Genomic DNA, 25,239 nt, shown 5'->3' on the forward strand with positions numbered 1-25,239 from the left:
TCCCCGAATTTAACTATCCTCAAAAGCCTTCCCATGCGGATAAAACAACTCCCGGAATCTTAATCTTCAAATCAAATTCCGGGAGCTATAAATGTCAAATTAAATAAGGCTTATCTGAACGTAAAAAGATAATTCATCACAAAGTTCCAGACAGTCACTACCCCTACTGCAATCAGCTTGGACAGATAAAAATTAAGTCTCAATTTATCTGTGAGCAGATAGATAATCAGGTTATTAATCCCCAATCCGGCAATTGAAATGGAGAAAAACGAAAAATATTCCGTGACAATATGGCTGTTTTGGCTGTGAAAAGTCCAGAAACGGTTGAAGAAGTAATTGGAGGTTGCCGCCAAAACAAACCCCGTTGAATTAGCAACATACTTATTCAGGTGAACTTTTTCCTTCAGCAACCAGGTAGTTCCGAAATCGACAAAGAGTCCTGAGAACCCGACCACACAGAACTTTACAAATTTATATATCAGCAGTTTATCTATCATCGGTTAAATATTTACCTTATAAAAGCGACCGTTAAGCGGAGAACCCAGAGAAGTCGTTAATGTTACCCCCAGATTATATTCACCATGAGGAACATTCGGAACCCTAACCAGCATATAGCGATGAATGGTCTCACCGGAGCGAATCTTTTTGATTGGAGCCAACAATTTCACTGGTGTCAGAATAACGTTCTTCTTTTGAATCAAAGCCATTTGCACTTTCACCGGGAATTGATGATGGCGAAAGTTAATATCGTAGTTATACATATTGGCAAACGTGCAATCCAAAATCAGTAACCGCCCCATTTGAACATCACTTTTCTTCAGCGCAAAATCAATTTTCACGCGATTCACTGTCTGTAAGCTATCAGTCCTGAATCCGTCAAACTCTACACCATTAATATTGTAGTGCTGGGATTTGCCGGGAACATTGGCACAAATGAAAGCCGGCTTATTATTCCACTCTTTTTCAAATTGGTAAATATCAAACTGCGACTGGCGCGAATCCAGCGAACTGATAACGGTTGCAGGTTTGTGCGTATAGAAAATATATTCCGAAGGATTCTGGAATGAACCGGTAAAAACAACCGGTAAATCACCGGCAACGGATTCGATGGCTTTTGCCTTTTTCTCTTTGTTTCCAAATCCGGTCTTAGGTGGTAAAAGGTCGGTCGCCAAGGCCACCCTTGCAATAAATAGCAATGCAAGTGAAGGCAAAATCACCTTATAGATATACTTATTCAAACCGGCACTTTCCTGACATTTTCTGTAAAGCAAAATAATCATCGGAATCACACAGGCAATAGTCCAGTGCGGTTCCACATGCCCCCGCATTCCCATTATCCAAAAGAATGCAATAAAGCCGACTATCATGAAAAAGAGAGCACGCTCAAACAAATCGGCAGGACGGAATTTTATCAAAACAAAGACAACCGCACCCAATACAAAAGGATTGAAAACAGCCAGCTGATTAGGCAAATATTCCAATAAAAATCGCCATTGGAAGCCACCCGCACGACCAATCAAATGATATTGGAAGCTGGGAAAATGATTATCAATTTGCCAGTAAATATGAGGGAAAACTAAAAGCAAAGCAACTCCAATTGAGGCCCATGCTTTTCCTCTCCAAAGCAGCTTAAGGTTTGATAACAAAACCAAACCTACGACCAATGAAGCCTGATATTTGCTATACACCAATCCGGCAATAGCGATACCCAGGAAAATAACCAGTTTCCACGACTTATCATTCAGGAATTGCTTATAGAGATACAAAAATAAGGCAGTGAAAAAGAGCAGTGGTGCATCCGGAGTGGTAATAAAGCCGTAAGCTGCAAACATAAAAGGTGCTGCTGACAGGATAAAAAACAGTGTAACCTTCTTATTATCTGCTTTTTCATCATCTATCAAGCGCCAGGTCAGCATCAGGGTAAATAATTGTAAAACCACCGTCATAAACCGGACACCCAGATTCCCATTGAATAGCAACGAACTTATCTTTATCAACACGGCGACCATCGGTGGATGGTCAAAATAGCCCCACGCCATGTGTTGCGCGTAAAGTGCATAATAAGCTTCGTCACTATGCAGATTGGTAAATATCGACTGCAGGAGGTTTATCACAAACCACGCGCCTAAAAAATAGTAGAATCTCTTTGAAAATACTGTTACTTGCATAAGTTAAGGACATTTATCTGAACCAGCCGGCCCAGAGGTAACGATATTTCTTTTCAGGTGTTTTTTTAATGTTGCCCAGCGTATAATTTACGCTTAATCCCTGCTCATGATACATTGTGTGCTCGGCAAAATGCAACGAATAGGTAAAACGAACTTTTACCACATCGGTATGCAGGAAATTGATATAACCATCCAATCGGTCGTAGCTCTTTGCCTGATAAATCGGATCACCCCAATAGAGCAGATTACCGGTAGCACTTACATACTGATTGTGATAATACATTTGTCCATGACCGGCATAGAAGGTATTGAATATCCCAAGACCTCGGTATTCTACTCGAGCTTCCGATAAAAATCCTTTTTGTTTGTGCCAACCGTCATTGTCTGCACGGGCACGCTCAAGTCCGACTGCATAACCCGCATTTAGTTCGAGTTTCTCAAAGTCTGCTTTTTCAGCTAAATCCACGCCCAACGAAGTCAGCATCATGCCATTGTCGTGTAGGGCTTCCGGCTCAGTCGGATGAATAACTCCGGCATAGTGATACATATACCCAAAATGCTGACCGTAGAATATTCCGGAAGCAAGCTTACCTGACCAACCCATGATAAAGGCCTCGTGACGTTTCGTTGTCTGACGGCTGGTCCAATCGAGCCACACATTGGCATAACTATTCTTTTTGGAAAATTCCCAAAAGAGGCCGGTAATTGTCGGACGATAGAAAGTTATCGAATCCTGGAAGAAAATGCGCGGATATCTGTCAACCGCCATTTTACGGGGAAATGCCCCCATGTAAAAGCGGAAAGGTTTGTATTCGAAAGCATAATAGGCAATCGGATTGCTGTAATCCACGACTTTGTCGCTGCCAAATTCATGTAACAAATCGGCACCGACTCGCACATGATGGACGGAATCCCATCCGAGTCCTATCTCTGGAGCCACATGGACACCCGACATGGTTTGTGGCATTTGGTATTTAGAAAAACCAAACTCCGTATTATCAAAGAAATCATATAGATTGACTTGCCATTCAGCTTTTTGGGCGAAAGCACCAGCTGAAATCAGCCAAATCAGAAGGAGCGGAAATAATCGTTTCATAGTGGGTGATCATTGTTTGAGGAGGAGTAAATCCACGTAAAAATACGAACAAATGCCTGAACATGTGCAGACTAATATCATTTTAGAAGAACGTCATTCAGCAAAAAGAGGCAACCTGTCTGTCCAGATTACCTCTTATGCAATTCAGGAAAGGAATCAGGCTTTCGCCTTGTTCTTTCCGTTTTTCTTTATGCCGTTGTAAACGAGATATATTATAAAAATAGCACCCAATACTACCAACCCTAATGTCAGCTGATGGTAATATTGCTCCAGTTTGTCTTTTTGGCCAAAAGCCAACCAACCTAAAGCTGCCAGGCAAACATTCCACAATCCGGCTCCCAATGTGGTGTAGAAGATAAATTTCTTGACGTTCATTTTGGCCAGACCGGCAGGAATAGAAATCAGGTGGCGAATACCCGGTATCAAACGCCCGATAAAGGTTGAGCTGTTTCCGTTTTTGATGAAATATTGTTCGGCATGCTCCACTTTCTTCTGATTCACCAGAAAGAGATGCCCCAAATGAGAGTTGGCAAACCGGTAAACGATAATGCGTCCCACATAACGGGATACAAAGTAGTTAATCGAAGCCCCCAGCAACGCACCAAACGTACCGCAAAGAATGATGCCGGCAATGTGCATCTGTCCGGAATCCAACGCCTTATATACCGCCGGTGGAATAACAAGTTCCGAAGGCAAAGGGATTACGGTACTCTCAATCATCATAAGCAGGGTAATGGTAAAATAGTTGATATTTTCCATGTACCAGTGGATTATCTGGTCGTAGAAGTGCATGGTTATCAGTTGTTATTTAATAAGTTATCAATATTCTTTATATACTCGTCTGTCAATTGATACTCCTGTAGCAGGTATTCATTTGACAGCATTTCAGCATTTGAAGGATCATCTATTGCTGCATCGAGCAGCAACTTGTACTCTACCGTCGATTTATAATCGTGGGTCAGGTAAAAAAGCTTCACCATTTTCAGCAATGAAACAGCATCAGTCGTATTTTGCTCATAGCTTTTACGATAGAATTCCAGCGACTTCGTCCAGTTTTCCTCCTGCTCATAAATATAGCCAAGGGGGAAATAGAGCTTGTAGAAATCAGGCTCACGTTCGTAAAGATCCAGCAGGATTTGTTTGGCTTCGGTATAATCGTTACGTTCGGTCAACAAATCAGCCTTTACTACCAGAAAATCCGGATTAGAGGGGTCTATATTCAGCGCCTCATTGATGCTGTCATACGCTTTGGCGACATCCTTAAGTCCGATGAAGCAAATTGATTGTTGATAGTATCCGTCAGCACTATCCGGATGATCACGAATGATTCGTTCTGCCACTTTCAGGGCATTTTCATAGCGTTTCAGTTCAAGGAAACACTGAATCACTACAATCAGGAAGGCTGAATTGGCCGATTCAAAATTCACGCATTCATCAAACGCTTCTGCCGCTGCTTCCGAATTGCCATTTTCATACAGACAAACGGCGCGCATCATCTTCACCTCTTCGTTATTATCGTCAATCGCCAGGGCAAAATCACAAGCTTCGACGGCTTTGTCCAATTGGTTCATTGAACCATAAGCGCGAATCAGGCTAATCCAGTCGGAAATCTCATACGGATTGGCATCCAGAAGTTGATTAAGCGCTTCCACCATCAACTCAAACTGCTCGCTGTCGCCATAGGTAAAAGCTAATTCGCGGATCAGGTCACTGTTGTCGGGGAATACCTCCAGGCCTTTCTTCAGATATGAAATAGCTAGGTCAAAATATTCGTTATTGGCAAATACATCCGATACGTCGAGATAGAGCGTGAAATCAGGGTTACCCTCAAGGATTACCTGATCCACGATGGCTAACGATTCATCCAGCTTTTTATTAGCCAGATAAATATCGGCTTTGATCAGTAATGCCTGCGGACTTGTGATGTGCAAACTCTCTATTAATTGCATCGCTTCCTCCGGCTTTTCAATACACAAAAGATAAAGCGCTTTTTTGACCAAAAGCTCATTACTACCAGGATGGATGGCCAGGCCGTTGCACACGGCTTCGTAAGCCAGCTGATACTGCTCCTCCAGTTCGTAGTAGAAGGCAATATCCTCAAACTCGTCCGTATCAAAGTAAATGCTGGCTCCTTTGGCCAGCATTTCCTCATATCGTTTTACTAATTCCGGTGTTTTACTATTACTCATCCGGTGTTATTCTTTTCCTTTTACTTTACCCCAGGTATCTTTCAACGAAACAGTACGGTTAAATACCAGTTTGCCGGGCTGAGAATCTTTGTCCACATTAAAATAGCCGATGCGCTGAAACTGGAAGCGGTCACCGGGTTGCGCTTTTTCAGCGTACGGTTCGATGCGACAATTGGTCAGCACTTTCAGTGAATCGGGATTCAGCAGTTCACGGAAATCTTTCTCCGTCTCTTCCGCCGGATTTTCCACATTGAAAAGGCGATCATAGATGCGCACTTCTGCAGGAATACTCTTCACGGCTGACACCCAGTGAAGCGTGCCTTTAACCTTACGGTCAGCTTCGGGCATACCGCTACGGGTTTGCGGATCGTATTCGCAGTAGATCTCTTCGACTTCTCCGGTCTCTTCGTTTTTCTTGCATCCGGTACACTTCACGATGTAAGCGCTTTTCAGGCGAACCTCATTGCCCGGTGTCATGCGGAAATATTTCTTCGGAGGATTCTCCATAAAGTCATCGCGCTCAATGTAAAGTTCGCGGGTAAACGGAATTTCGTGTACCGGGCTCTCTTCGTGCAATTCCGGATTATCAATCGCTTCCATCATTTCCACTTTATCTTCCGGATAATTGGTAATGATCAGTTTCACCGGATCTATTACAGCAGAGATACGGGTAGCAATCTGGTTCAGATGCTCGCGAACGCTGTGCTCCAGTAACGAAACATCTATCATACCGTCCACTTTGGTGTATCCGATTTTCTTAATGAAGTTTTTGATAGATTCCGGTGTATATCCACGGCGACGAAGACCGCAAAGCGTCGGCATACGGGGGTCATCCCAACCTTTTACCAAACCTTCCTGTACCAGTTGGAGCAATTTGCGCTTACTCATCACGGTGTAAGTCAGGTTCAGTCGGTTAAACTCGATCTGACGCGGGCGGTAATCGTTATCTTCATCTTTCAGTTGAGTGACAAACCAGTCGTAGAGCGGACGGTGTACTTCAAATTCGAGCGTACACAATGAGTGAGTGATTCCTTCGAAGAAGTCACACTGACCGTGTGCGAAGTCGTACATCGGATATACTTTCCACGCCTCTCCGGTGCGGTGGTGTGGGTATTTGATAATGCGGTAAATGATCGGGTCGCGGAAGTGCATATTCGGCGAACTCATATCGATTTTCGCACGAAGCACACGGCTACCTTCTTCAAATTCGCCCTGGTTCATACGGGCAAAAAGATCAAGGTTCTCCTCTACAGAACGGCTGCGGAATGGACTGTCAGTACCCGGCTGTGTAGGGGTACCTTTCTGCTTGCTGATTTCCTCGGCCGGTTGGTCATCCACATAAGCCAGACCCGATTTTATCAGTTGATTGGCAAAATCAAAAAGTTTGCCAAAATAATCCGAGGCATAGAAGAGGCGATCTTCCCAGTCAAATCCCAACCAGTGAATGTCCTCCATAATAGAGTCAACGTATTCTACATCCTCTTTAGTCGGGTTGGTATCGTCAAAGCGGAGGTTGCATTTACCTCCGTATTGCTGGGCAATGCCAAAATCAAGACAGATTGCTTTTGCGTGGCCGATATGCAGATAGCCATTTGGCTCGGGCGGGAAACGTGTATGTACCCTGTTACCGTTCTTTCCTTCTTTTAAATCACTTTCTACGAAAGCTTCAATAAAGTTCAGACTTCGTTTGCCTGTTTCGTCTTCAATAATTGACATGCCTGTTATATTTAATATTTCCTTAATGCGAATAGAATCGCAAAAATAGTGATTTTTTACGGCCGACAGTAATCAAAAGTCATTATGAAGTAAAAATTACCGTCTGAAAGAGCGATATTGATAATAATACGTAGTCAAATCACTAAGGATTATAACAACCCGAATATAGACACTTTTAATATCAGGTTGATATGCATCCTATACATGTTATTATAGCACTTGCCCCAAAATGGGATGCTGAGATTCCGGAGGTAAGATTCAGATAGGTTTGTATATAGGTTTGCTTTAAGTTGTATTTAACCTGCATTATCCATAAACAATCGTTTTCGGTCGATTGCCATAAATTCTCTGACTCCGGTCGAGCCAGAGAATAGCATAAAGACCTTCTTCTTAAATTCTGCAAGACAGCCCGGTTGTTCCCCATACCTATCTCCTGCCTGAGTGGTAGTACATGAAAACATATAACAGGCATAAAGCAGGGATATAACAGAGATAAGACAGGAATATAACAGATATTATTGGTGTAATATCCTTGTTTTATCTCTCTTTGATCTCTTATTAGTATCTCGTTTTTATCTTCTTTAAATAGTCTTAGTGTATCATTAGCATGCGGTTTACCTAGAGGTAATAACGAATGAAACCCTCTTATCTCTTACCACCCTTCCGTTCTCGTGAAAATATTTTTGAAGTTCCTTTTGTTTTAATATTTTCGTTAGTGCCGGGCTTATTTTCCCCTTTATTATTAAGCGGTGCAGCAATATTCTGTCCGTAGAGTGTATTAATCAAATCAGGTCTATCTATTTTCCGTAACGAACGGATAATCTGTTGGCGATACTCCGGTTGATACCAAAAGAAATATTGGCGTTGAGCCAGTTTTTCCTCTTTGCTATGAGCAGCAAAAACCTTCTCTAAAGTATAAGGGTGATAACCGGTGTAAAACATCTCCGTGGCAAGCGTCATCGGCGTAGGGGTAAAATCCTGCACCTGTTCAAGGTGAAAATTCAGCTTGCGGGTATGTGCTGCAAGTTCTGCCATATCTGCTTCGCCACACCCGGGATGGCTGGAAATGAAGTAGGGAATCAACTGCTGACGAAGCATTTTCTCATCATTGATCCGGTCAAACAGGCGCTTGAACTCCTCAAACAGTTTAAACGATGGTTTTCGCATCATTTTCAGCACATTATCTGATGTATGCTCAGGTGCTACTTTAAGTCGACCTGAGACGTGATTGGCAATCAACTCCTCCGTATATTGACGGGCTGCATTGTTAATCGCCTCGTCTTTGTCCCGGTGTAGCAACAGGTCATAGCGCACTCCGCTGCCGATAAATGACTTTTTCATCCCGGGCAAAGCATCCACCGCTTTGTAAATCTCCATCAATGGGCGGTGATCCATATTCAGATTTTTACAAATAACGGGTGAAATACAAGATGGCTTCCGGCACTTCCTGCAAATTTTCAGGTCCTTTCCCTGCATTCGATACATATTGGCAGATGGACCACCCAGGTCGCTGAGGTAACCTTTGAAGTCCTCCATTTGGGAGATCTTTTTCACCTCATTTAGAATAGACTCTTTCGAACGTGAGGCAATTGCCTTGCCCTGATGCGCCGAGATGGTGCAAAAAGCACATCCGCCAAAACACCCCCGATGCAGATTAACGGAAAATTTAATCATCTCGTAGGCAGGTATCGTCTTACCCTTGTATTTCGGATGAGGCAATCGTGTATAAGGCAAATCAAATGAGGCATCAATCTCCGTAGATGTCATTGTCGGGTAAGGAGGATTGACTACTACGGTCTGTTTGCCAATGCGTTGCAATATGCGCTTGGGTTCGCCCGCATTGGACTCTTCTTCGATATGACGGAAGTTCTTTGCCTGTTTGAGCTTGTCTTTCAGGCATTCTTCATGGGGAAACAGCTCGATATCTTCATCATTCTTAATTCTTAATTCTTCATTATTGACCAGATAAGCCGTTTGCTGAAGATCCCTGATTTGGGCAAATGACTCTCCGTTGTGAAGCCGCTTCACCAGCTCCCGTAGCGGCTGTTCCCCCATCCCGTACACCAGCAAATCGGCCTTGCAATCCGCCAGTATAGAGGGGCGCAACCTGTCTTCCCAATAATCATAATGAGACAAGCGGCGTAATGAAGCCTCTATTCCTCCGACCATAATCGGCACGTCAGGATAAAGTTCCTTCAATATATTGCTGTAAACAATGGTCGGCATATCCGGACGCATACCGTGCTTTCCATCGGGTGTATAGGCATCGTCTGAACGCAGGCGCTTGTTGGCGGTGTAATGATTAACCATCGAATCCATACATCCGGCAGAGATGCCGAAGAAAAGATTAGGGCGCCCCAGCTTTTTGAAGTCGCGCAAGTCATCGCGCCAGTTGGGTTGCGGTACAATGGCCACGCGCAAGCCTTCCGACTCCAAAATACGGCCTACCACGGCAATGCCAAAAGAGGGATGATCCACGTAAGCATCACCCGAAAACAGGATGACATCCACCGAATCCCATCCTCTCAGTTCCATCTCTTTTTTCGTTGTCGGAAGCCATTGCTTCAGGTCGTATGTGCGCATTTGCAATCTATTTTTCAGAATTATCGTATCTTAGAAGATAGCTTTTGTCTATCAAAAAGATAACAAAATTACGCCAAAAGTACGGATAATCAAAAGGATGGGGTTCTGACGGATAAATAAGACCGGGTAAATACCATGAAAATGATTAACTTTGAGATACTTCTAAAATCACCGAATAACAGGAAATAGCCAACACAACAAATCAGACATATTTGCAGTTATAACAATGGGCAAAAGCCCAATATCAATATTACTTTTAGCAAAACACAGGAATACAATAGATTATGAAATATCCAGCGATAATTTTTATCCTTACACTTAGCCTGCTCGGAGTCATGTCATGCACAAATAAGGATGAGCACCAACCCGAAAAAAAGCAAAGAAACCTCCCATTTGATCCAAAATCACTGATTATCAAAGAAAACAGTGACGCGAAAAAGCTTCGGGGACAAGTGCTCTATATTCCGGTTTACTCCAATGTTCCCTACCACAAGCAATCAAAGCAATTTGATCTGAGCGCCTTTGTGGCTATTCACAATACGGACCTGAATCATCCGATCCGGATTACTAAAGTCTTGTTTTTCAACAATGACGGAAAACTGGTGGCAAACTATTTACCTAAACCGGTCAATGTACAACCATTAGGTTCTACAAATTATTTTATACCGGAAAAGGATCAGAGCGGCACCGGCGCTAACTTCCTTGTTGAATGGATGTCTGATATTCCGGTAAATGAACCTCTTATTGAGTCTGTTATGCTTGGTCTCACACATGGGCAGGGGGTATCATTTTCGAGCACAGGCAAAGTAATACGGGAGATGAAATAACATCATTAATTCTATGTCAAGCCACAGAGACTTTATCGTCTGTGGCTTTTTTGTTATCCGAAAATCCATCATTGCACTGATTGATGCAACGAAAACATATCCATTTTGACAGACTTCACTTCAATCTACGCAAAAATGTCATACTTCTCCCCCATGGCACTCTATTTGATAAATAGTAACCGGTTTTCGAACCTGACATTTAATCAAATCATAAAAAGATAAAGACAATGGCTACACAAAAAGGAAACATTGGGGTAACTACCGACAACATTTTCCCCGTCATCAAGAAATTTTTGTACAGTGATCACGAGATTTTCCTCCGCGAGTTGGTTTCAAATGCTGTGGATGCTTCTCAGAAACTGAAAACGCTCTCCTCTGTAGGCGAATTCAAAGGAGAACTTGGGGAACTAAAAGTCAGCGTCAGCATTGACAAAGACAAAGGCACGCTGACCGTTTCTGACCGCGGTATCGGTATGACTGAAGAAGAAATCAACAAATACATCAATCAGATTGCTTTCTCCGGTGCTGAAGAGTTTCTGGATAAATACAAAAACGATGCGGCTGCCATCATCGGACACTTCGGTCTCGGTTTCTACTCCTCATTTATGGTGGCTAAAAAGGTGGAAATCGTTACCCGGTCACACAAAGAGGGTGCTCAGGCCATGAAATGGAGCTGTGAAGGCAATCCTGAATATGTACTTGAAGCGACTACCCGCAACGACCGCGGAACCGATATCATCCTCTACATCGACGATGAAAACAAAGAGTTCCTCGAAGAGTCCCGCATCGAAGGACTGTTAAAGAAATATTGTAAGTTCCTGCCTGTTGCCGTTATATTCGGTAAAGAGCAAGAGTGGAAAGACGGCAAATACGTTGACACTGAAAAAGAAAAACAGATCAACGATGTTGCTCCGGCATGGACTAAAAAGCCAAGCGAACTGAAAGAAGAGGATTACAAGAAATTCTACCGCGATCTTTATCCGATGTCTGAAGAACCGCTGTTCTGGATTCACCTGAACGTGGATTATCCGTTCAACCTGACCGGTATTCTCTATTTCCCGAAAATCAAGGCAAACATAGAGCCTACCCGCAATAAAATCCAGCTTTACTGCAACCAGGTTTTTGTCACCGACTCTGTAGAAGGTATTGTGCCGGAATTCCTGACATTGCTGCACGGTGTGATCGACTCACCGGATATTCCATTAAACGTGTCCCGCTCTTACCTGCAGAGTGATGCAAATGTCAAGAAGATCTCAAACCACATCACCAAGAAGGTTTCTGACCGCATGCAGGAGATTTTCAAAGAAGACCGCAAGCAGTACGAAGAGAAGTGGGACAGCCTGAAAGTATTCGTGGAATACGGAATGCTCACCGAAGAGAAATTCTATGAGCGTGCCGAGAAATTCGCATTGTTGAAGAATACGGAAGGCCAATGCTTCACCTTCGAAGAATATAAAACGTTGATTGGTGAAAGCCAGAAAGATAAAGACGATCAGTTGATCTACCTCTACACCACCGACAAAGAACATCAGTATAGTTATATCGATGCAGCACGTACCAAAGGGTATGATGTATTGCTGATGGACGGTCCGCTGGATGTGCACTTCCTGGGAAAACTTGAGCAGAAGTTTGAGAAGAGCCAATTCGTGCGTGTTGACTCTGACGTAGTGGACAACCTGATCAAAAAAGAGAACAAGAACAAAGTTACGATCTCTGAAAATGAGCGCGAAGCGATGCAGCAGGTATTCAGCTCGCAACTGCCGAAAGACGAAAAAAGAGACTTCATCGTAGCATTCGAAGCATTGGGTGCAGATAACCAACCGGTAATCATTACCCAAAGCGAGTATCTGCGCCGTATGAAAGAGATGTCGGCTATGCAGGGTGGTATGAGCTTCTATGGCGAACTGCCTGATAGCTACAACCTGGTGCTGAACACGGATCATGCTCTCTTCAAACGCGTAATCAGTGAGCAACACAGCTCATGCAGCGATACGCTTTCTCCGGTTATTACAGAACTTGAAAGCGCTAAAAGCAAAAAGGCGGAGCTAAAAAAGAAACACGAAAAACTGAAAGCTGACGAGATTCCTTCAGCTGAAAAAGAAGAGATTGAAGCAGTTGAAAAACAGGTAAGCGATTTGGAAGCTCAACGTAACAATATACTGGCAAAATACGCAAGTGATAATAAGCTTGTTCGCCAGATGATCGACATCGCTCTTCTTTCAAATGGTATGCTGAAAGGCGAATCGCTCAGCAACTTCATCAAGCGTAGCGTGGAATTGCTTTAATTATCACAGCATTAAATCACAACATAATGGCAGCAGGTCTTCATTGATCTGCTGCTTTTTTTTTACTTTTCATTTAACCTTTTCCGTTTTCCAGCATCAAAAGAACAGTGATTTATTCCAAACTATTCATTCATTTAATTTACACGAATATGAAAACAAGACTATTATCCGTGCTCATGATGGTAATGATTGCCCTCGGAGCAGTAGCACAACCGCCCAGGGACAAAATGTTATCCCCGGAACAACGAGCATCAAAACAGGCTGAAATGATGCAAAAAAGACTCAAGCTGACAGATGATCAAATGAAGAAAGTGACTGATATCAATATGCGTTTCGCGCAGAAGATGGAGGAACTTAGGAAGGAAATGATGAAGGCCGGCGAATACAAGTATAAAAAAGATCAGGAAATGGAAAAGGTATTGACACCGGAGCAATTCCGTGAATACCTCACTCTTAAAGACAAGATGCGCAATCGTAATATGGAAATGCGTAAACATAAAATGGAGAAACCACTAAATAACAAAGCTCCTGAAAATCAGGAAAAATAAATATCCCGAAATGAAACGGCCTCAAATACTCGACTGAAGCATTTGAGGCCGTTTCGTTTTTATTGGGGAACAGGGTTAATACCATTTGAAAATCTTCAATCCGATAATAAAGGAAACAATACCCGTTACGGATAATATGGCGATCTGCTTCCAGACCTCAAACAATCCCGCTCCTTCATTGAAAATGCTTCGCACACCGTCTGCCAGCATGGTAAGTGGCAGGTTCTTGATAAATGGCAAAGTCCATTCCGGGAAATGGGTGTAGCTGAAGAAAATCCCCGAAAGCACCATCATCGGTGTCACCACGGCATTGATCAAACCATTACCCACTTCGGTATTGGAGGTATGTGAGGAAATCAGGATGGATATACCGGCAAAGGCCATATTTCCGGAAATAAACAACAGTGCCAATGCGAATAGATTTCCCTGCACCTGCATATCGAAATAGAGCCAGGCAAACAAGAATAGCAGCGAAGCTTCCATCACATTCATGATGAAACGTGCCGAAATCAGGGCAATGAGCAGGTTCGATTTCTTCATCGGAGTAGCCACCATGCGGCGGAGCAATTTCTTCGAACGTCTTTCAATCAACGTATAACTGATCCCCCACGAGGTGGACATCATGATCCCCATCGCCAGCAATCCCGGGAGCAGGAAGTCTATGTAACGCGTCCCGGCAAGGGTAAGCGGCTTTATCTCCTCCTGATGCGACGAATAGTATTGCGGCCCGTTATTGACCACTCCTTTCACCAACTGATAAAGCAACTGTGCATCGGCATTGGCAGGGTCGAAGTGATAGTAAAGTTTACCTTTGTCGATCAACACTATCAGGCTGACTGTCCCCTTCTTCAACTGCACATTAGCTTCTTCCTGCGTATAAGGATGAAAGGTAAGATTTACATCTCCGAGCTTTGCATTCTTAAGAGGCAAATAGAAATCCCCGTTTGTCTTTGAAGGATAATGCTCGATGATATCTCCCAGTGCAGACTGGTGAATAGAACTAATCCCCTGAGGAAGAATCAACGCCACCTCCCGGTTTATGTCTTTTTTATTGGAAAAGGCAATGCCCAGTCCCCACGCCATCAGAATGGGAAAGATAATACCCCAGAAAAGTACCGCTGGTTCACGGACAATCTCCAGTATGTGGGCCGAAATGAGCCTGTATAATTGATGGTTTGTTATTTTTTGAATCATTACTTCTTTATTTATGTAGTTAGATGGAGTAAAAGTCGTTAGAAGGAGATAATACCCTCAATCCTTCATTTCCTCAATCCCTCTTACTTAGATTACTCGTATAAATGCCTTCCCGTCATATTGATAAACAGCTCGTCAAGATTACGGGCATCGTCAAACTGACGAAGCAATTCGGGCAAAGGTCCATCGGCCAGTATGGAACCGTGGTCCATCATGATAATCCGGTCGCAGAGATACTCCGCCTCTTCCATGTAGTGCGTCGTCAGGATCAGGGAAGTATTCATCTCCTCCTTGAGATTCTTCAGGATCATCCAGATTTCACGGCGGGCATGCGGGTCAAGACCGGTAGTCGGTTCGTCAAGCAGCAGTACCGAAGGTTTATTGAGTACCGCAATCCCTAAAGCCAGACGTTGGCGTTGACCACCGGAAAGGTTGTTGACATAGGCTTTCCCCTTTTCTTGAAGACCTACCAGTTCGATCACTTCATCCACCCGTTTTGAGTTGAGATTGTAAAAGCTGGCGAAGAGTTTTGCCGTCTCCAGCACTGTCAGCCGGTCAATAAACTTTGTCTCCTGCAACGAAAGCCCGATAAGTTGATGCAACTCTTTTTGGTGCGTTTTCCAGCGTTTGCCTGCAATGCGGATATCCCCGTCATCAGGTTGCTGGAGTCCTTCGATCATCTCTACCAACGTGGTCTTTCCGGCGCCGTTAGGTCCCAAAAGTCCGACAAATTCCCCCGGTTTGATGGCGAAACTGACTCCTTTTACGGCGTGTACATCCTTAAAGGACTTCTTCACGCCACTTATTTCTACGATATATTCCATTTGCTTAAAAAAATAGGATATTGCTGCCTTTTTGTAATACGATCACTTCGACAGCCTCATTTCAGAACCAAATATAACCTGATTTGTTCGGAATCTTTCTAATCCATGGCGTTTATTATAGGTTTTTGAGAATCAAATGACAGCAGGGTTAATACCGGATTTCCGCTGACTAGAATTTCCATACCGAATATCCAAAAACAGTGCATTCTACCTAAACAGATGTCACTCTCCGTCAATTACAGAGGCTTCTAACTGCATCATTCAACAAAAATAATTTTAACAATAAACTCAACACATAAAACAGTTTATGTCAAACAAAACAATATCTTTGCATTTAGACAGTTCATCAATGTAGGTAAAATCTGAAAATACCTTTTAGATAAGCCCTGCCTTCAAAATTGCGTTCTTCGTCATTAATAATTTCCCCATACCACCTGGAAAGGCGAAACAAGACAACCGAAGTCAGGTATTCCCGAAATGTGAAGAAGACGTTGAAACCTAGAGAATGATCTTCGAAACCTAGAGGACGACCTTCGAAACCTAGAGGACGATCTTCGAAACCTAGAGGATGACCTTCGAAACCTAGAGGACGACCTTCGAAACCTAGAGGACGACCTTCGAAACCTAGAGGACGACCTTCGAAACCTAGAGGACGATCTTCGAAACCTAGAGGATGACCTTCGAAACCTAGAGGACAACCTTCGAAAGCTAGAGGACACGATTAGCAACTGAAATAAGATATGACCTTAATACAATATAAATCACTTCATTAACATTAAATTCATTGTTATGGAACAAGTTAATTTTCATTGTAAAACAGAAGAAGTTCCGGCCATTGCCGGTTTTGTCAAAGAGAGTCTGATCAGGGATCTGGTGCTCTTCAGGGAATATTCGCCGGAGTTTAGCGAAGAGTTTATTACCCAGCTCAGCACGAAACGAAACTATTGTATGGAACTGGAAAGCTCGGGTATCACAACCAAACTATTGAAAGCCCTTACCACTCAACTCCTTGATAAGGAAAAAGCCCTCCGCCCCCAGCTTAATAAGCTCGAAGGATACCTCAATCTGGCCGGAAGCGCGATGGACATCCCGGCAGAAAGCTTCGGTATAAAAGCGGTGCGCGATGCCATCAGCAAGGGTAACGACGAAGGTGTCATTGCCTCCATGCAGACGATACTGAAAAACATCAACCGCAACAAAACGATTCTCTTGGCAAAAGGGCTGAAACAGGAGTTTATCGACTCTCTTTCGGCTGCCGTAACAGAGATCGACCAGCTCAACACCCAACAAAACAGCATGATCAACGAGCGCAACAACGCCACTGCCTCCAACATCAAGGATTACAACGAGCTGTGGGATATGCTCTCAACAGTCTTCACCACGGCCCGCTCGCTCTTCCGCGGCGTGGACGACCTGAAGCTGAAGGAATATACCGTTACTGAATTACTCAAACGGGTGAATGCCGAAGGTAGTCATTCGAAAGATGATACGGGTGCTGCGGCTCAATGAGATTTGGGAATGGGGACGGTTGTGAGGGATCGTCCCTTTTTCTCTTTTCATGGTATGTCAAATTTATCGATTGAAACATCTCACAACTTTCTAATATAAAACTGGAATACTATTATGAATTTATATTGGCCCGTTTACAAAAATCTCGAGCGAGAAATTATCGAATTATCTAATCAGGTTCATTTTGATGATACTCAGATTTTAATTTATTCAGTTAAGCTTTCAGAGTTACTAATCAGATGTTCTGTTGAAATCGAGGCAATAGCAAAAGAACTATATTTCATTATTGGAGGAATAGAACCTTCTGATAAAGACTTATTTTTTGACACGGATTGTATTGAATTATTAGAACGCAAATGGCTTCTCAGTAAAAAACAAGTTTTGGTTACATCCCCAAATTTCTATTTTAAGAATTATGAAAATAAAGTATTAACTCCCCTTAACAAAGCAAATAAAAGAGGAACTAGCGGTGCTGACTGGAAAAGGGCATATCAAGCCGTTAAACACCATCGTACAGCAAATCTTTCTAAAGGCAATATCAAGCACCTACTTCGTGCTATGGCTGCATTATTCTTATTAAATATATATTTCAGAGATGAAGTTTTTGATTTATCAGATAAAAACACAGATAACTTTTCAAAAAGTCTTTCGGAACTATTTGATATAAAAGTTCATACTTGGCATGGAAGCACAGTAGAAGATTCTTATATAAAACATTCAGACTTTGATGAATGTGTCTATTTGGTAAAGTGGACTGATGAATATAATAAAAAATGGAACGAATTTTCTTTAGAACATAATAAGAGCTTAAAAGAAATAATCTTCAATCATCCGAATGTCAAGAAATATATAAACGAGAATTTGATAGAGAATGGAAAAATCAAACCAAAGGAATTCACATCTTTCATTTCCAATAGAGAATATTTCAAATGCTTTGATATGAAAAAAGAATACGGAGATATGATACGACAAGCTGAATTCCAAGCCTCAGAAAAACTAAACTTTAGTTGGAGAACTGCAGCTAAATTTGAAGCTATAATCAATAAGTGTCAAAATATTTATCCAGATTAAAAGCGCTCGCCCAATACTCCAAGTCTAGTTTTCACAGTCAGCAGCTAGTTCAAGGTACAGACTGAAACTTAAACTGTCAGTTTTAAAACCAGAAAAGCTTTCAGCCTTATCAAAAACAAAAGAGGCAATCCCCACACACCAGGATTGCCTCTTCGCACTTATCAATCAATATTCCGCCGGCATCTTTTCGAGCTCGGCACCGGTAAACACCGGACCGTCCTTACAGATGCAGACTTTGCCCACATAACAGTGACCACATTTGCCGACACCGCACTTCATACGGTTTTCGAGCGTCGTGTAGATATTATCAGGCGTAAATCCCAGCTTATACAAAACCGGGAAAGTAAATTTAATCATCACGGGAGGGCCACACACGATAGCGATGGTATTCTCGCTGGATGGATTCATTTTTTCAAGTATAGAAGGAACAAAACCCACCTCCCCTTTCCAGTCAGGCGTCTCGCCACCCGGGTCAACGGTCGTTACCAGATTGACATCTTCACGGTCGTGCCACTCTTCCAGTTCGTGCTTATACACCAGGTCATTCACCGAACGGGCACCGTAGAGGATGGATACGTCTTTGAAGTTTTCGCGGGTATCGAGCGCGTTCCAGATCACGCAACGCATAGGAGGTAACGCGATACCACCGGCGATAAAGAGGAGGTTTTTACCCTTCCACTGGTCAAGGGGAAAGGTATTTCCGTAAGGGCCACGAAAGCCCATTGTATCACCTTCTTCCAGCTTTGCGAGCGATGAAGTCACCTTACCGGCTTCACGGAATGTACATTCGATATAGCCTTTGCGGGTAGGTGACGACGCGATACAGAAGGTGCTCTCCCCTTCCCCGAACGCTGAATATTCGCCAAACTGTCCGGCTTTGAAGTCGAAACGCTCGGCTTCCGCTTCATCCTGAAACTTCAGGCGGAAGGTCTTCACGCCGGGAGCTTCCTGCGTTACTTTATCAATGGTCATCAGGTACGGAAGATAGATATTGTCCTGATGAGTATGGGTATGTGGAGTTTCTACTAACTGAGTGTTTTCCATAATTCAATACTTTATTGAGATGCTGTTGAACCCCTTCAGGGTTCGGTTTTTACCGTTTTTGTGACTCCCCGGGCTATACCCGGGGTTATTCAGATTAAACCACTTCGTGGTTTTGGAGAAATCCTGAAAGGATTGAACTTCAATAACCACGGGTAAAACCCGTGGAAAATAGATTTCATTGGGACAGAACCCTGAAGGGGTTCAACATCTGCGATTTAGATAGAGCCTAAGTGTTCCGAGATATTCATATCCACCGGACAAGCGCGTGAGCAACGACCGCAACCTGTACAGCCGCGAACAGAAAGACGCTCAGGCATATAAGAGAATTTGTGCAACAGACGTTGACGCCAGCGCTGGGCCTGCACTTCGCGGGGATTGTGTCCGGAAGTATGCAGCGTAAACAGCGCGAAACCGCAAGAGTCCCAGCAACGCAGGCGTTTACCTTTAGCTCCGTGCGCATCTTCCTGAATATCGAAGCAGGCACAGGTAGGACAAACGAAAGCACATGCCCCGCAACCTAGACAACGCTGCGACTGTTTCTTCCAGATCGGGCTGTCAAATGCGGTATTCAGGCGTTCCTGTACGGCTTTCACATCAAACTTCAACGGCAATTTAGCCAGATAATCCTCTTTCACCTCACCACGGTCGGCTTCGAAACAATCTTCATTGGCTTTCACCAAAGCTATTCCTTTTTCGGTCAGAATTTCCACGAGGAAACCTTCTTTGACCGGAGTAAGCTGAATGTCACTTCCGGTAGTATTTCCCGGGCCACCATTTACCGAAGTACAAAAACAAGACTCATCCGCCTTTGTACAACTGAACGTGACGATGAAAGTACGCTCCAGACGTGCATCGTAAAGTTCATCACGGCTGTTCCAACTGAAGATGGCCGTCAGCGGATTGAACGCCGCCGCATCGCACGGATGCAGACCGAAAACAACAGTCGATGGCATCTTCTCCGGGTCAAAATTATCGAGCTGTACTTTTCCTTTTTCTTTTTGGTAGGAAAATAAAACCTCAGTACGGGGGAATGCTACGGACTTGGCTGACTGAGTCGTCTGAACATGGTCAAAAGAGACTTGGTCAACCGATGAGATACGACCGAAATCAACTCTTTCACCACCCTTTTTCACCGGTGCATAGATGTGTTTTCCCTCGCTATTGAGTTTGTCTAACCAACGCACGAGCGAAGGTTGACTGATAAAACGCTTCTCCATTTTCTTATTTTATAAACGTTTCTTTATCTTCTGGTTTGAAAGTCGAAAGCGCATTTCCGCCCTGCAAGGTATCATTCAGATTCATGCCGAAGCTCGTTTCCACCTCTTCCGTAATCTTCTTCGAAAGTAAATGTACCGGCAATCCCAGCGGACAAGCCGAGCCACAAGCTCCACAGTCAGAGCAGCGGCCAGTCATGTGCATGGCGCGGTTGATGTGCCATTCGATATTGGCCAATGTGCTCGCCCAGGGCTGAATCCATTGCGGACGGTTCTCTTCGACAACACATTTTGTACAATAGCACATCGGACAGGCCGCACGGCAGGCGTAGCATTTGAAGCATTTGGAAAGCTCTTCGGACCAGAATTCCCAACGCTCTTCGCGGCTCATCGCTTCCAGTTTTTGCATCAATACCTGGTCGTCTTCACGGGCAGGAACCGGCGCACTCTTGATGAAAGCGGCAATATCATCTGTCGTTTCAAACTGAATCAAGTGGCCTTCAGCAGAGACAGTCAGCACCACCAGTTTCTCCAGATTCACCTGATTCTCTGTCAATAAACGGAGAATGCTGCGTAATGCAAAATAGGACGCAGTCACTACAACCTTGCTATCGCCAATCAACTCTTTTTTAGTCAGGTAAACGGTAAGGTTTCCGGTACAACGTTCGTCAAAAATCAATTTTCCGGCATCCGCAGCATCCGAGATAAAGCACGGACGCGGACGTTTGGTGCCCTCCTCGTAGCCAATCACCAGTTGCACCTCACCAGATTCCAGCATGGAAGCGACTTTTTGGCTCAGTTCACTTGAAAATGTATTTTTCACGGCAGTTGTTTTTTCTGCCATCATTGTATCAACCATTGAAAACCTCCCTTTCTTGTTGTTCCACATAATCAGCGGCTTTTCGGTATTCGGTGTAAGGACCTAACTCACGAACTTTGGTCACGGTTGTGTTGACCACTTCTGCCCATTTGGCACCTTCGGCAGCCGACACCCACGAATACTGGATACGGTTAACATCAATACCGAGGAAGTTGAGCAGGCTGCGGAAAATCAACCAGCGGCGACGGGCATGGAAATTACCCGATGTATAGTGACAGTCGTTGGGGTGGCATCCCGATACAATGATGCCGTCAGCGCCTTCTGAAAAGGCTTTCAGCAGCAACATGAAGTCAATACGACCGGTACACGGGAAGCGGACAATCTTCACATTCGAAGCATATTTAATCCGGCTGGTTCCCGTCAAATCGGCGCCGGCATAGGTACACCAGTTGCAGACGAAGGCTACGATTTTCGGTTCAAATTCTGACATATTTTAATTTACAATTTATTCATTTACAATTTACTATTCCGACTCTCAGGTGGTCTCTTTAGTCATTCAACAATGCCATTACTTCGGCAAACATCTGCTCGTTAGAGAATCCCTGAATGTCAATGGATTTGGAACGACAGAAGGCAACACAGGTACCGCATCCCTGACAAAGGCCCGGGTTTACTTTGGCTACAGTTTTGATGACCTGACCGTTTCGACCTTTAATCTCTTCGTGCTCGATGGCATTGTACGGACAAGCCGTTTCGCACATAAAGCAGCCCACACAGGTAGAGAATACCGGAGGCGCTGATCGGTTTACAACAGCAACTACCGGTTCGCGGGTCAGTTCACTGTTGGAGAACAGACCGATAACTTTTGCTGCCGCACCGGATGCCATCCCCACCGTTTCGGGAATATCCTTCGGAGCCTGACAGGCACCACATAGGAAAATACCTGCCGTGTTGGTTTCCACCGGTTTGAGTTTCGGGTGAGCTTCGGCAAAGAACTTGTAAGAATCGTAAGATACGTGCAGACGTTGAGCTAACTCTTCCGCACCCGGATTTGATACACCGGCAGTGGCAAGTACCACCATGTCGGCTTCGATTTCAACCGGTTTTGCGCCAAGGAGCGTATCTGCTCCTTTTACAATCAGCTTGCCGTCTTTCTCGTAAATACGGGCTACACGGCCGCGGATGTAGTTTACACCATCATCTTCAATGGCACGGCGTACAAATTCGTCATAATTTTTTCCCGCTGCGCGAATGTCCATGTAGAAGACATACGACTCGCCGTGGTGAACCTTGTGCTGATACAGCATTGCATGTTTAGCGGTGTACATACAGCAGATTTTCGAGCAATATGGAATGCCTTTTGCCGGGTCACGCGAGCCGGAACAAGCGATAAATACAATCTTCTGCGGGATTTTACCATCCGACGGACGACGGATTTCACCCAGTGTTGGACCTGATGCAGAAGCCAGACGCTCAAACTGCAATCCGGTGATTACATCAGCGTATTTTCCATAACCATATTCGGGGAAGAAATCGGTTTTCAACACGTTGAATCCGGTTGCCACGACTACCGCACCGATTTCTTCGGTGATGAATTCGTCGGGTTTATCATATTCAATCGCACCGGTCGGACATATTTTCTGGCAAACTTTACATTTGCCTTTCTGATAGTAAGTACAGTTAGCGCGGTCAATCACCGGCTTATTGGGAACTGCCTGAGGGAATGGCGTGTAGATAGCAGTGCGCATACCCAGACCTTCATTGAACTCGCTCGGAATCTTCTTGCTCGGACATTTGGTCGTACACATTCCGCAACCGGTACAGAGTTTCGGGTCTACACTCTTAGCTTTCAGGCGAATGGTTGCTTTGAAGTTTCCGATAAAGCCCTCCAGATGCTCCAATTCGGCATAAGTATAAAGCTTGATATTCGGGTGTTGAGCCACCTCCACCATACGCGGAGTAAGGATACACTGCGAACAGTCAAGAGTAGGAAAAGTCTCGGACAACTGCGACATGTGACCGCCGATGGAAGGTTCTTTTTCCACCATAATTACCTGCTGACCCGCATTGGCAATATCAAGCGCAGCCTGGATACCTGCAATACCACCACCAATCACGAGGGCTTTTTTGGTGATAGGCACTTTGATGGGATTCAAAGGTTTGTTCTTCTTAACCTTCTCCACCAACATACGGACGAGGTCAATTGCCTTATCTGTAGTCTCTTCGCTTTTCTCATGAACCCATGAACAATGTTCGCGAAGGTTTGACATTTCACAGAGGTAAGGGTTCAATCCCGCTTCGGCACAGGCTTTGCGGAAAGTTGGCTCGTGCATGCGCGGAGAACAGGCTCCAACAACCACACCGGTCAACCCTTTTTCCTTAATTGCATTTTTAATCAAAGTCTGTCCCGGGTCGGAACACATATATTTGTAGTCGGTCGAAACCTCTACCCCATCAATTTTTGATGCGGCTTCGGCCACCTTTTCACAATCTACTGTAGCGCTGATGTTTTCACCGCAATGGCAAATAAATACTCCTATTTTCGACATGATGATAATTTGAGGATTTGAAAATTTGAAGATGAGCCCTTATCAGGCAAATTCAGCGGGAACAAAGTGCTTTTTCAGACCTACTTCTTCAGCGCTCAGTCCGACTGCCAGACCAATCGCCTGCGTGATATAAAGCACAGGAATATTAATTTTCGCTTTCAGGTATTCATTGATTTGCGGACGGCGCATATCGAGGTTCGACTGGCACATCGGACAAGCCACAATAATCGCTTCTGCGCCACGGTCTGCTGCATCCTTCACGATATTTCCGGAAAGTTTCGCTACGATATCGGTTCTTGAAACAGAGAAACCGGCACCGCAACATTCGGTTTTATAAGCCCAGTCAATCGTCTCTGCACCTGCCTTTTTCATCAGGATATCCATGGATTGTGGGTCCTCCACACGGTCGAATTTCAGAATATCATGAGGACGAACCAGCAGACAGCCGTAATAGCAAGCTACCTTTTTGGTAAATGCGGAAGTTACTTTTTCCTCAAGACGTTCTACGACAAACTTGTCTATCATCTGCATGACATTCAGAATTTGCAAATTGCCACTGATAGGCATTTTTATCATATCACTAATGCGTTCTTTCAACGCAGCATCGTTATTCAGTTGATGCTGAACTACAGAAAGACGATTATAACAGGCTGCACATGGAACGACAATTTCTTTCATTCCGTCTTTTTCTGCCAATGCAAGAATACGGGCTGAAAGAGACAACGCAAGTTCTTTATTCATGCTATGTGCAGCAGTGGCTCCGCAACAATTCCAATCCGAAATTTCGGTCAATTCTAGGTCGAACGCTTTCGCCAGAGCCAGTACGGAAGCATTATACTCCGAAGCAGAACCCTTCAGCGAACAACCGGGGTAAAATCCAACTTTCTTCATAATTTGATGGTAATCAGATAACTTGTAGTTTTGTCAGGCTTTTATTTATTACTTAGCAAGGGTTCTAGAAAAGAGATTGGCAACACCCTTCTTATCTTTAATCATTTCGGGCATTAACGGTAATTTCCCTCTTGAATACATCTTGGGAGCCAATTCCACATCTTGGGTCAAACGGAATGTACGAGCTTTATAACCTGCAATCAAACCGATCTCGAAAAGACGTCCCGTAAACTTAATTGAATCTAGAAATGCCCGATGAAAAGCTACAATATTGCGAGACTCAATATTTACTTTGTGTTCTTTTGCTGATAATTCGCGTAAATAATCCATGATTTCCGGAATATTAATCTGCATCGGACAACGAGAAACACAGTTCTCACAAGTTACACACAGCCATATTGACTTCGAATGCAAAAGCTGTTGAAACAACTCCTCGTCTCTGGTCTGCAACATGTGCATCAATAAACTAGGGGAAAAATCCATCTCATCTGCAAGCTGGCATCCTGCAGTACATTTACCACATTGGTAACAACGGTTCACATTCACGCCTGTGTGTTGCTGCAATTCCTGAATCGCATCCTGGTGTTTTTCCATATAAATCTTAAATCTTAGGTTTTTCAGTCTTAGTTGAAGCTTAAAATCCGACTTCTCACTATTTCCGCTGCACACTTTTTGGATTAATGAGCAGTGAATCTGATAATTAGTTTTGCT

At 43.9% G+C, this 25,239-nt stretch carries 22 protein-coding genes; 5 read left to right on the plus strand and 17 right to left on the minus strand.

Translation table 11 applies throughout. The features are described 5' to 3' along the window. Positions 1-110: 110 nt before the first annotated feature. The 8 genes from MLE17_RS09255 to MLE17_RS09290 all read right to left on the minus strand — a co-directional run bounded on the left by MLE17_RS09255 (position 111) and on the right by MLE17_RS09290 (position 9,752). A complete protein-coding gene (locus MLE17_RS09255; protein ID WP_410795619.1) occupies positions 111-497 on the minus strand; it encodes a GtrA family protein in 387 nt (128 codons plus the stop codon). Between the two features lie 3 nt (positions 498-500). Beyond that, a complete protein-coding gene (locus MLE17_RS09260) occupies positions 501-2,168 on the minus strand; it encodes an ArnT family glycosyltransferase (RefSeq protein WP_243348508.1) in 1,668 nt (555 codons plus the stop codon). A 13-nt stretch (positions 2,169-2,181) separates the two neighbouring features. Continuing rightward, on the minus strand, positions 2,182-3,264 hold the full coding sequence (locus MLE17_RS09265; RefSeq protein ID WP_243348509.1) for a hypothetical protein: 1,083 nt from the start codon (positions 3,262-3,264) through the stop codon (positions 2,182-2,184). A gap of 156 nt (positions 3,265-3,420) precedes the next feature. Next, positions 3,421-4,056, minus strand: a complete 636-nt coding sequence (locus tag MLE17_RS09270) for a DedA family protein (RefSeq protein ID WP_243348510.1) — start codon at positions 4,054-4,056, stop codon at positions 3,421-3,423. Positions 4,057-4,061: 5 nt separating this feature from the next. Beyond that, a complete protein-coding gene (locus MLE17_RS09275; RefSeq protein WP_243348511.1) occupies positions 4,062-5,453 on the minus strand; it encodes a tetratricopeptide repeat protein in 1,392 nt (463 codons plus the stop codon). A gap of 6 nt (positions 5,454-5,459) precedes the next feature. Further along, complete coding sequence (locus MLE17_RS09280; RefSeq protein WP_243348512.1) at positions 5,460-7,169, minus strand: glutamine--tRNA ligase/YqeY domain fusion protein; 1,710 nt, start codon at positions 7,167-7,169, stop codon at positions 5,460-5,462. Positions 7,170-7,465: 296 nt separating this feature from the next. Continuing rightward, positions 7,466-7,630 carry a hypothetical protein gene (locus tag MLE17_RS09285; protein WP_243348513.1) on the minus strand — a complete coding sequence of 55 codons (165 nt, stop codon included), beginning with the start codon at positions 7,628-7,630 and terminating at the stop codon, positions 7,466-7,468. A 184-nt stretch (positions 7,631-7,814) separates the two neighbouring features. Further along, entirely contained in the window at positions 7,815-9,752 is a 1,938-nt protein-coding gene (locus MLE17_RS09290; RefSeq protein ID WP_243348514.1) for a YgiQ family radical SAM protein, read from the minus strand. Between the two features lie 284 nt (positions 9,753-10,036). Here MLE17_RS09290 and MLE17_RS09295 point away from each other — a divergent pair, with 284 nt between their 5' ends. The 3 genes from MLE17_RS09295 (at position 10,037) to MLE17_RS09305 (ending at position 13,412) form a co-directional block, all read left to right on the plus strand. Further along, positions 10,037-10,579, plus strand: a complete 543-nt coding sequence (locus MLE17_RS09295) for a DUF3124 domain-containing protein (protein ID WP_243348515.1) — start codon at positions 10,037-10,039, stop codon at positions 10,577-10,579. Between the two features lie 227 nt (positions 10,580-10,806). Next, on the plus strand, positions 10,807-12,864 hold the full coding sequence (htpG, locus tag MLE17_RS09300) for a molecular chaperone HtpG (protein ID WP_243348516.1): 2,058 nt from the start codon (positions 10,807-10,809) through the stop codon (positions 12,862-12,864). A 149-nt stretch (positions 12,865-13,013) separates the two neighbouring features. Further along, positions 13,014-13,412: a hypothetical protein gene (locus tag MLE17_RS09305; protein ID WP_243348517.1), complete on the plus strand. Its 399-nt coding sequence runs from the start codon at positions 13,014-13,016 to the stop codon at positions 13,410-13,412. A gap of 75 nt (positions 13,413-13,487) precedes the next feature. On the opposite strand, the gene MLE17_RS09310 is transcribed toward MLE17_RS09305, so the two are convergent. Further along, the gene (locus tag MLE17_RS09310; RefSeq protein WP_243348518.1) at positions 13,488-14,606 is read right to left on the minus strand and encodes an ABC transporter permease; all 1,119 of its coding nucleotides are present in this window, start codon (positions 14,604-14,606) and stop codon (positions 13,488-13,490) included. Positions 14,607-14,698: 92 nt separating this feature from the next. Then, positions 14,699-15,430 carry an ABC transporter ATP-binding protein gene (locus tag MLE17_RS09315; RefSeq protein WP_243348519.1) on the minus strand — a complete coding sequence of 244 codons (732 nt, stop codon included), beginning with the start codon at positions 15,428-15,430 and terminating at the stop codon, positions 14,699-14,701. A 789-nt stretch (positions 15,431-16,219) separates the two neighbouring features. Here MLE17_RS09315 and MLE17_RS09320 point away from each other — a divergent pair. Together MLE17_RS09320 and MLE17_RS09325 are read left to right on the plus strand one after the other, a co-directional pair. Further along, positions 16,220-16,939, plus strand: coding sequence for a hypothetical protein (locus MLE17_RS09320; RefSeq protein WP_243348520.1), 720 nt, complete (start codon positions 16,220-16,222; stop codon positions 16,937-16,939). 114 nt (positions 16,940-17,053) lie between these two features. Next, positions 17,054-18,010, plus strand: coding sequence for a hypothetical protein (locus MLE17_RS09325; RefSeq protein WP_243348521.1), 957 nt, complete (start codon positions 17,054-17,056; stop codon positions 18,008-18,010). Between the two features lie 165 nt (positions 18,011-18,175). Here MLE17_RS09325 and MLE17_RS09330 read toward each other — a convergent pair whose 3' ends face one another. The 7 genes from MLE17_RS09330 to MLE17_RS09360 all read right to left on the minus strand — a co-directional run bounded on the left by MLE17_RS09330 (position 18,176) and on the right by MLE17_RS09360 (position 25,122). After that, entirely contained in the window at positions 18,176-19,054 is an 879-nt protein-coding gene (locus MLE17_RS09330; protein ID WP_243348522.1) for an FAD/NAD(P)-binding protein, read from the minus strand. 215 nt (positions 19,055-19,269) lie between these two features. Further along, positions 19,270-20,271 (minus strand): 4Fe-4S dicluster domain-containing protein, encoded by a 1,002-nt coding sequence (locus tag MLE17_RS09335; RefSeq protein WP_243348523.1) that lies wholly within the window; start codon positions 20,269-20,271, stop codon positions 19,270-19,272. 4 nt (positions 20,272-20,275) lie between these two features. Continuing rightward, on the minus strand, positions 20,276-21,091 hold the full coding sequence (locus MLE17_RS09340) for a 4Fe-4S dicluster domain-containing protein (RefSeq protein ID WP_243348524.1): 816 nt from the start codon (positions 21,089-21,091) through the stop codon (positions 20,276-20,278). 28 nt (positions 21,092-21,119) lie between these two features. After that, entirely contained in the window at positions 21,120-21,578 is a 459-nt protein-coding gene (locus MLE17_RS09345) for a hydrogenase iron-sulfur subunit (RefSeq protein WP_243348525.1), read from the minus strand. A gap of 58 nt (positions 21,579-21,636) precedes the next feature. After that, positions 21,637-23,637, minus strand: a complete 2,001-nt coding sequence (locus MLE17_RS09350) for a CoB--CoM heterodisulfide reductase iron-sulfur subunit A family protein (RefSeq protein WP_243348526.1) — start codon at positions 23,635-23,637, stop codon at positions 21,637-21,639. Positions 23,638-23,679: 42 nt separating this feature from the next. Next, positions 23,680-24,528 carry a CoB--CoM heterodisulfide reductase iron-sulfur subunit B family protein gene (locus MLE17_RS09355; RefSeq protein WP_243348527.1) on the minus strand — a complete coding sequence of 283 codons (849 nt, stop codon included), beginning with the start codon at positions 24,526-24,528 and terminating at the stop codon, positions 23,680-23,682. Positions 24,529-24,576: 48 nt separating this feature from the next. After that, complete coding sequence (locus tag MLE17_RS09360) at positions 24,577-25,122, minus strand: 4Fe-4S dicluster domain-containing protein (protein WP_243348528.1); 546 nt, start codon at positions 25,120-25,122, stop codon at positions 24,577-24,579. Positions 25,123-25,239 lie beyond the last annotated feature (117 nt).

It is taken from the genome of Parabacteroides sp. FAFU027 (genome assembly GCF_022808675.1).
Taxonomy (GTDB): Bacteria; Bacteroidota; Bacteroidia; order Bacteroidales; family UBA7332; genus CAXXIC01.

Bases quoted from the DNA above. Each gene is read 5' to 3' on its own strand.
- MLE17_RS09255 (WP_410795619.1), bottom strand. From the start codon at position 497: ATGATAGATAAACTGCTGATATATAAATTTGTAAAGTTCTGTGTGGTC.
- MLE17_RS09260 (WP_243348508.1), bottom strand. From the start codon at position 2,168: ATGCAAGTAACAGTATTTTCAAAGAGATTCTACTATTTTTTAGGCGCG.
- MLE17_RS09265 (WP_243348509.1), bottom strand. From the start codon at position 3,264: ATGAAACGATTATTTCCGCTCCTTCTGATTTGGCTGATTTCAGCTGGT.
- MLE17_RS09270 (WP_243348510.1), bottom strand. From the start codon at position 4,056: ATGCACTTCTACGACCAGATAATCCACTGGTACATGGAAAATATCAAC.
- MLE17_RS09275 (WP_243348511.1), bottom strand. From the start codon at position 5,453: ATGAGTAATAGTAAAACACCGGAATTAGTAAAACGATATGAGGAAATG.
- MLE17_RS09280 (WP_243348512.1), bottom strand. From the start codon at position 7,169: ATGTCAATTATTGAAGACGAAACAGGCAAACGAAGTCTGAACTTTATT.
- MLE17_RS09285 (WP_243348513.1), bottom strand. From the start codon at position 7,630: ATGTTTTCATGTACTACCACTCAGGCAGGAGATAGGTATGGGGAACAA.
- MLE17_RS09290 (WP_243348514.1), bottom strand. From the start codon at position 9,752: ATGCGCACATACGACCTGAAGCAATGGCTTCCGACAACGAAAAAAGAG.
- MLE17_RS09295 (WP_243348515.1), top strand. From the start codon at position 10,037: ATGAAATATCCAGCGATAATTTTTATCCTTACACTTAGCCTGCTCGGA.
- htpG (WP_243348516.1), top strand. From the start codon at position 10,807: ATGGCTACACAAAAAGGAAACATTGGGGTAACTACCGACAACATTTTC.
- MLE17_RS09305 (WP_243348517.1), top strand. From the start codon at position 13,014: ATGAAAACAAGACTATTATCCGTGCTCATGATGGTAATGATTGCCCTC.
- MLE17_RS09310 (WP_243348518.1), bottom strand. From the start codon at position 14,606: ATGATTCAAAAAATAACAAACCATCAATTATACAGGCTCATTTCGGCC.
- MLE17_RS09315 (WP_243348519.1), bottom strand. From the start codon at position 15,430: ATGGAATATATCGTAGAAATAAGTGGCGTGAAGAAGTCCTTTAAGGAT.
- MLE17_RS09320 (WP_243348520.1), top strand. From the start codon at position 16,220: ATGGAACAAGTTAATTTTCATTGTAAAACAGAAGAAGTTCCGGCCATT.
- MLE17_RS09325 (WP_243348521.1), top strand. From the start codon at position 17,054: ATGAATTTATATTGGCCCGTTTACAAAAATCTCGAGCGAGAAATTATC.
- MLE17_RS09330 (WP_243348522.1), bottom strand. From the start codon at position 19,054: ATGGAAAACACTCAGTTAGTAGAAACTCCACATACCCATACTCATCAG.
- MLE17_RS09335 (WP_243348523.1), bottom strand. From the start codon at position 20,271: ATGGAGAAGCGTTTTATCAGTCAACCTTCGCTCGTGCGTTGGTTAGAC.
- MLE17_RS09345 (WP_243348525.1), bottom strand. From the start codon at position 21,578: ATGTCAGAATTTGAACCGAAAATCGTAGCCTTCGTCTGCAACTGGTGT.
- MLE17_RS09350 (WP_243348526.1), bottom strand. From the start codon at position 23,637: ATGTCGAAAATAGGAGTATTTATTTGCCATTGCGGTGAAAACATCAGC.
- MLE17_RS09355 (WP_243348527.1), bottom strand. From the start codon at position 24,528: ATGAAGAAAGTTGGATTTTACCCCGGTTGTTCGCTGAAGGGTTCTGCT.
- MLE17_RS09360 (WP_243348528.1), bottom strand. From the start codon at position 25,122: ATGGAAAAACACCAGGATGCGATTCAGGAATTGCAGCAACACACAGGC.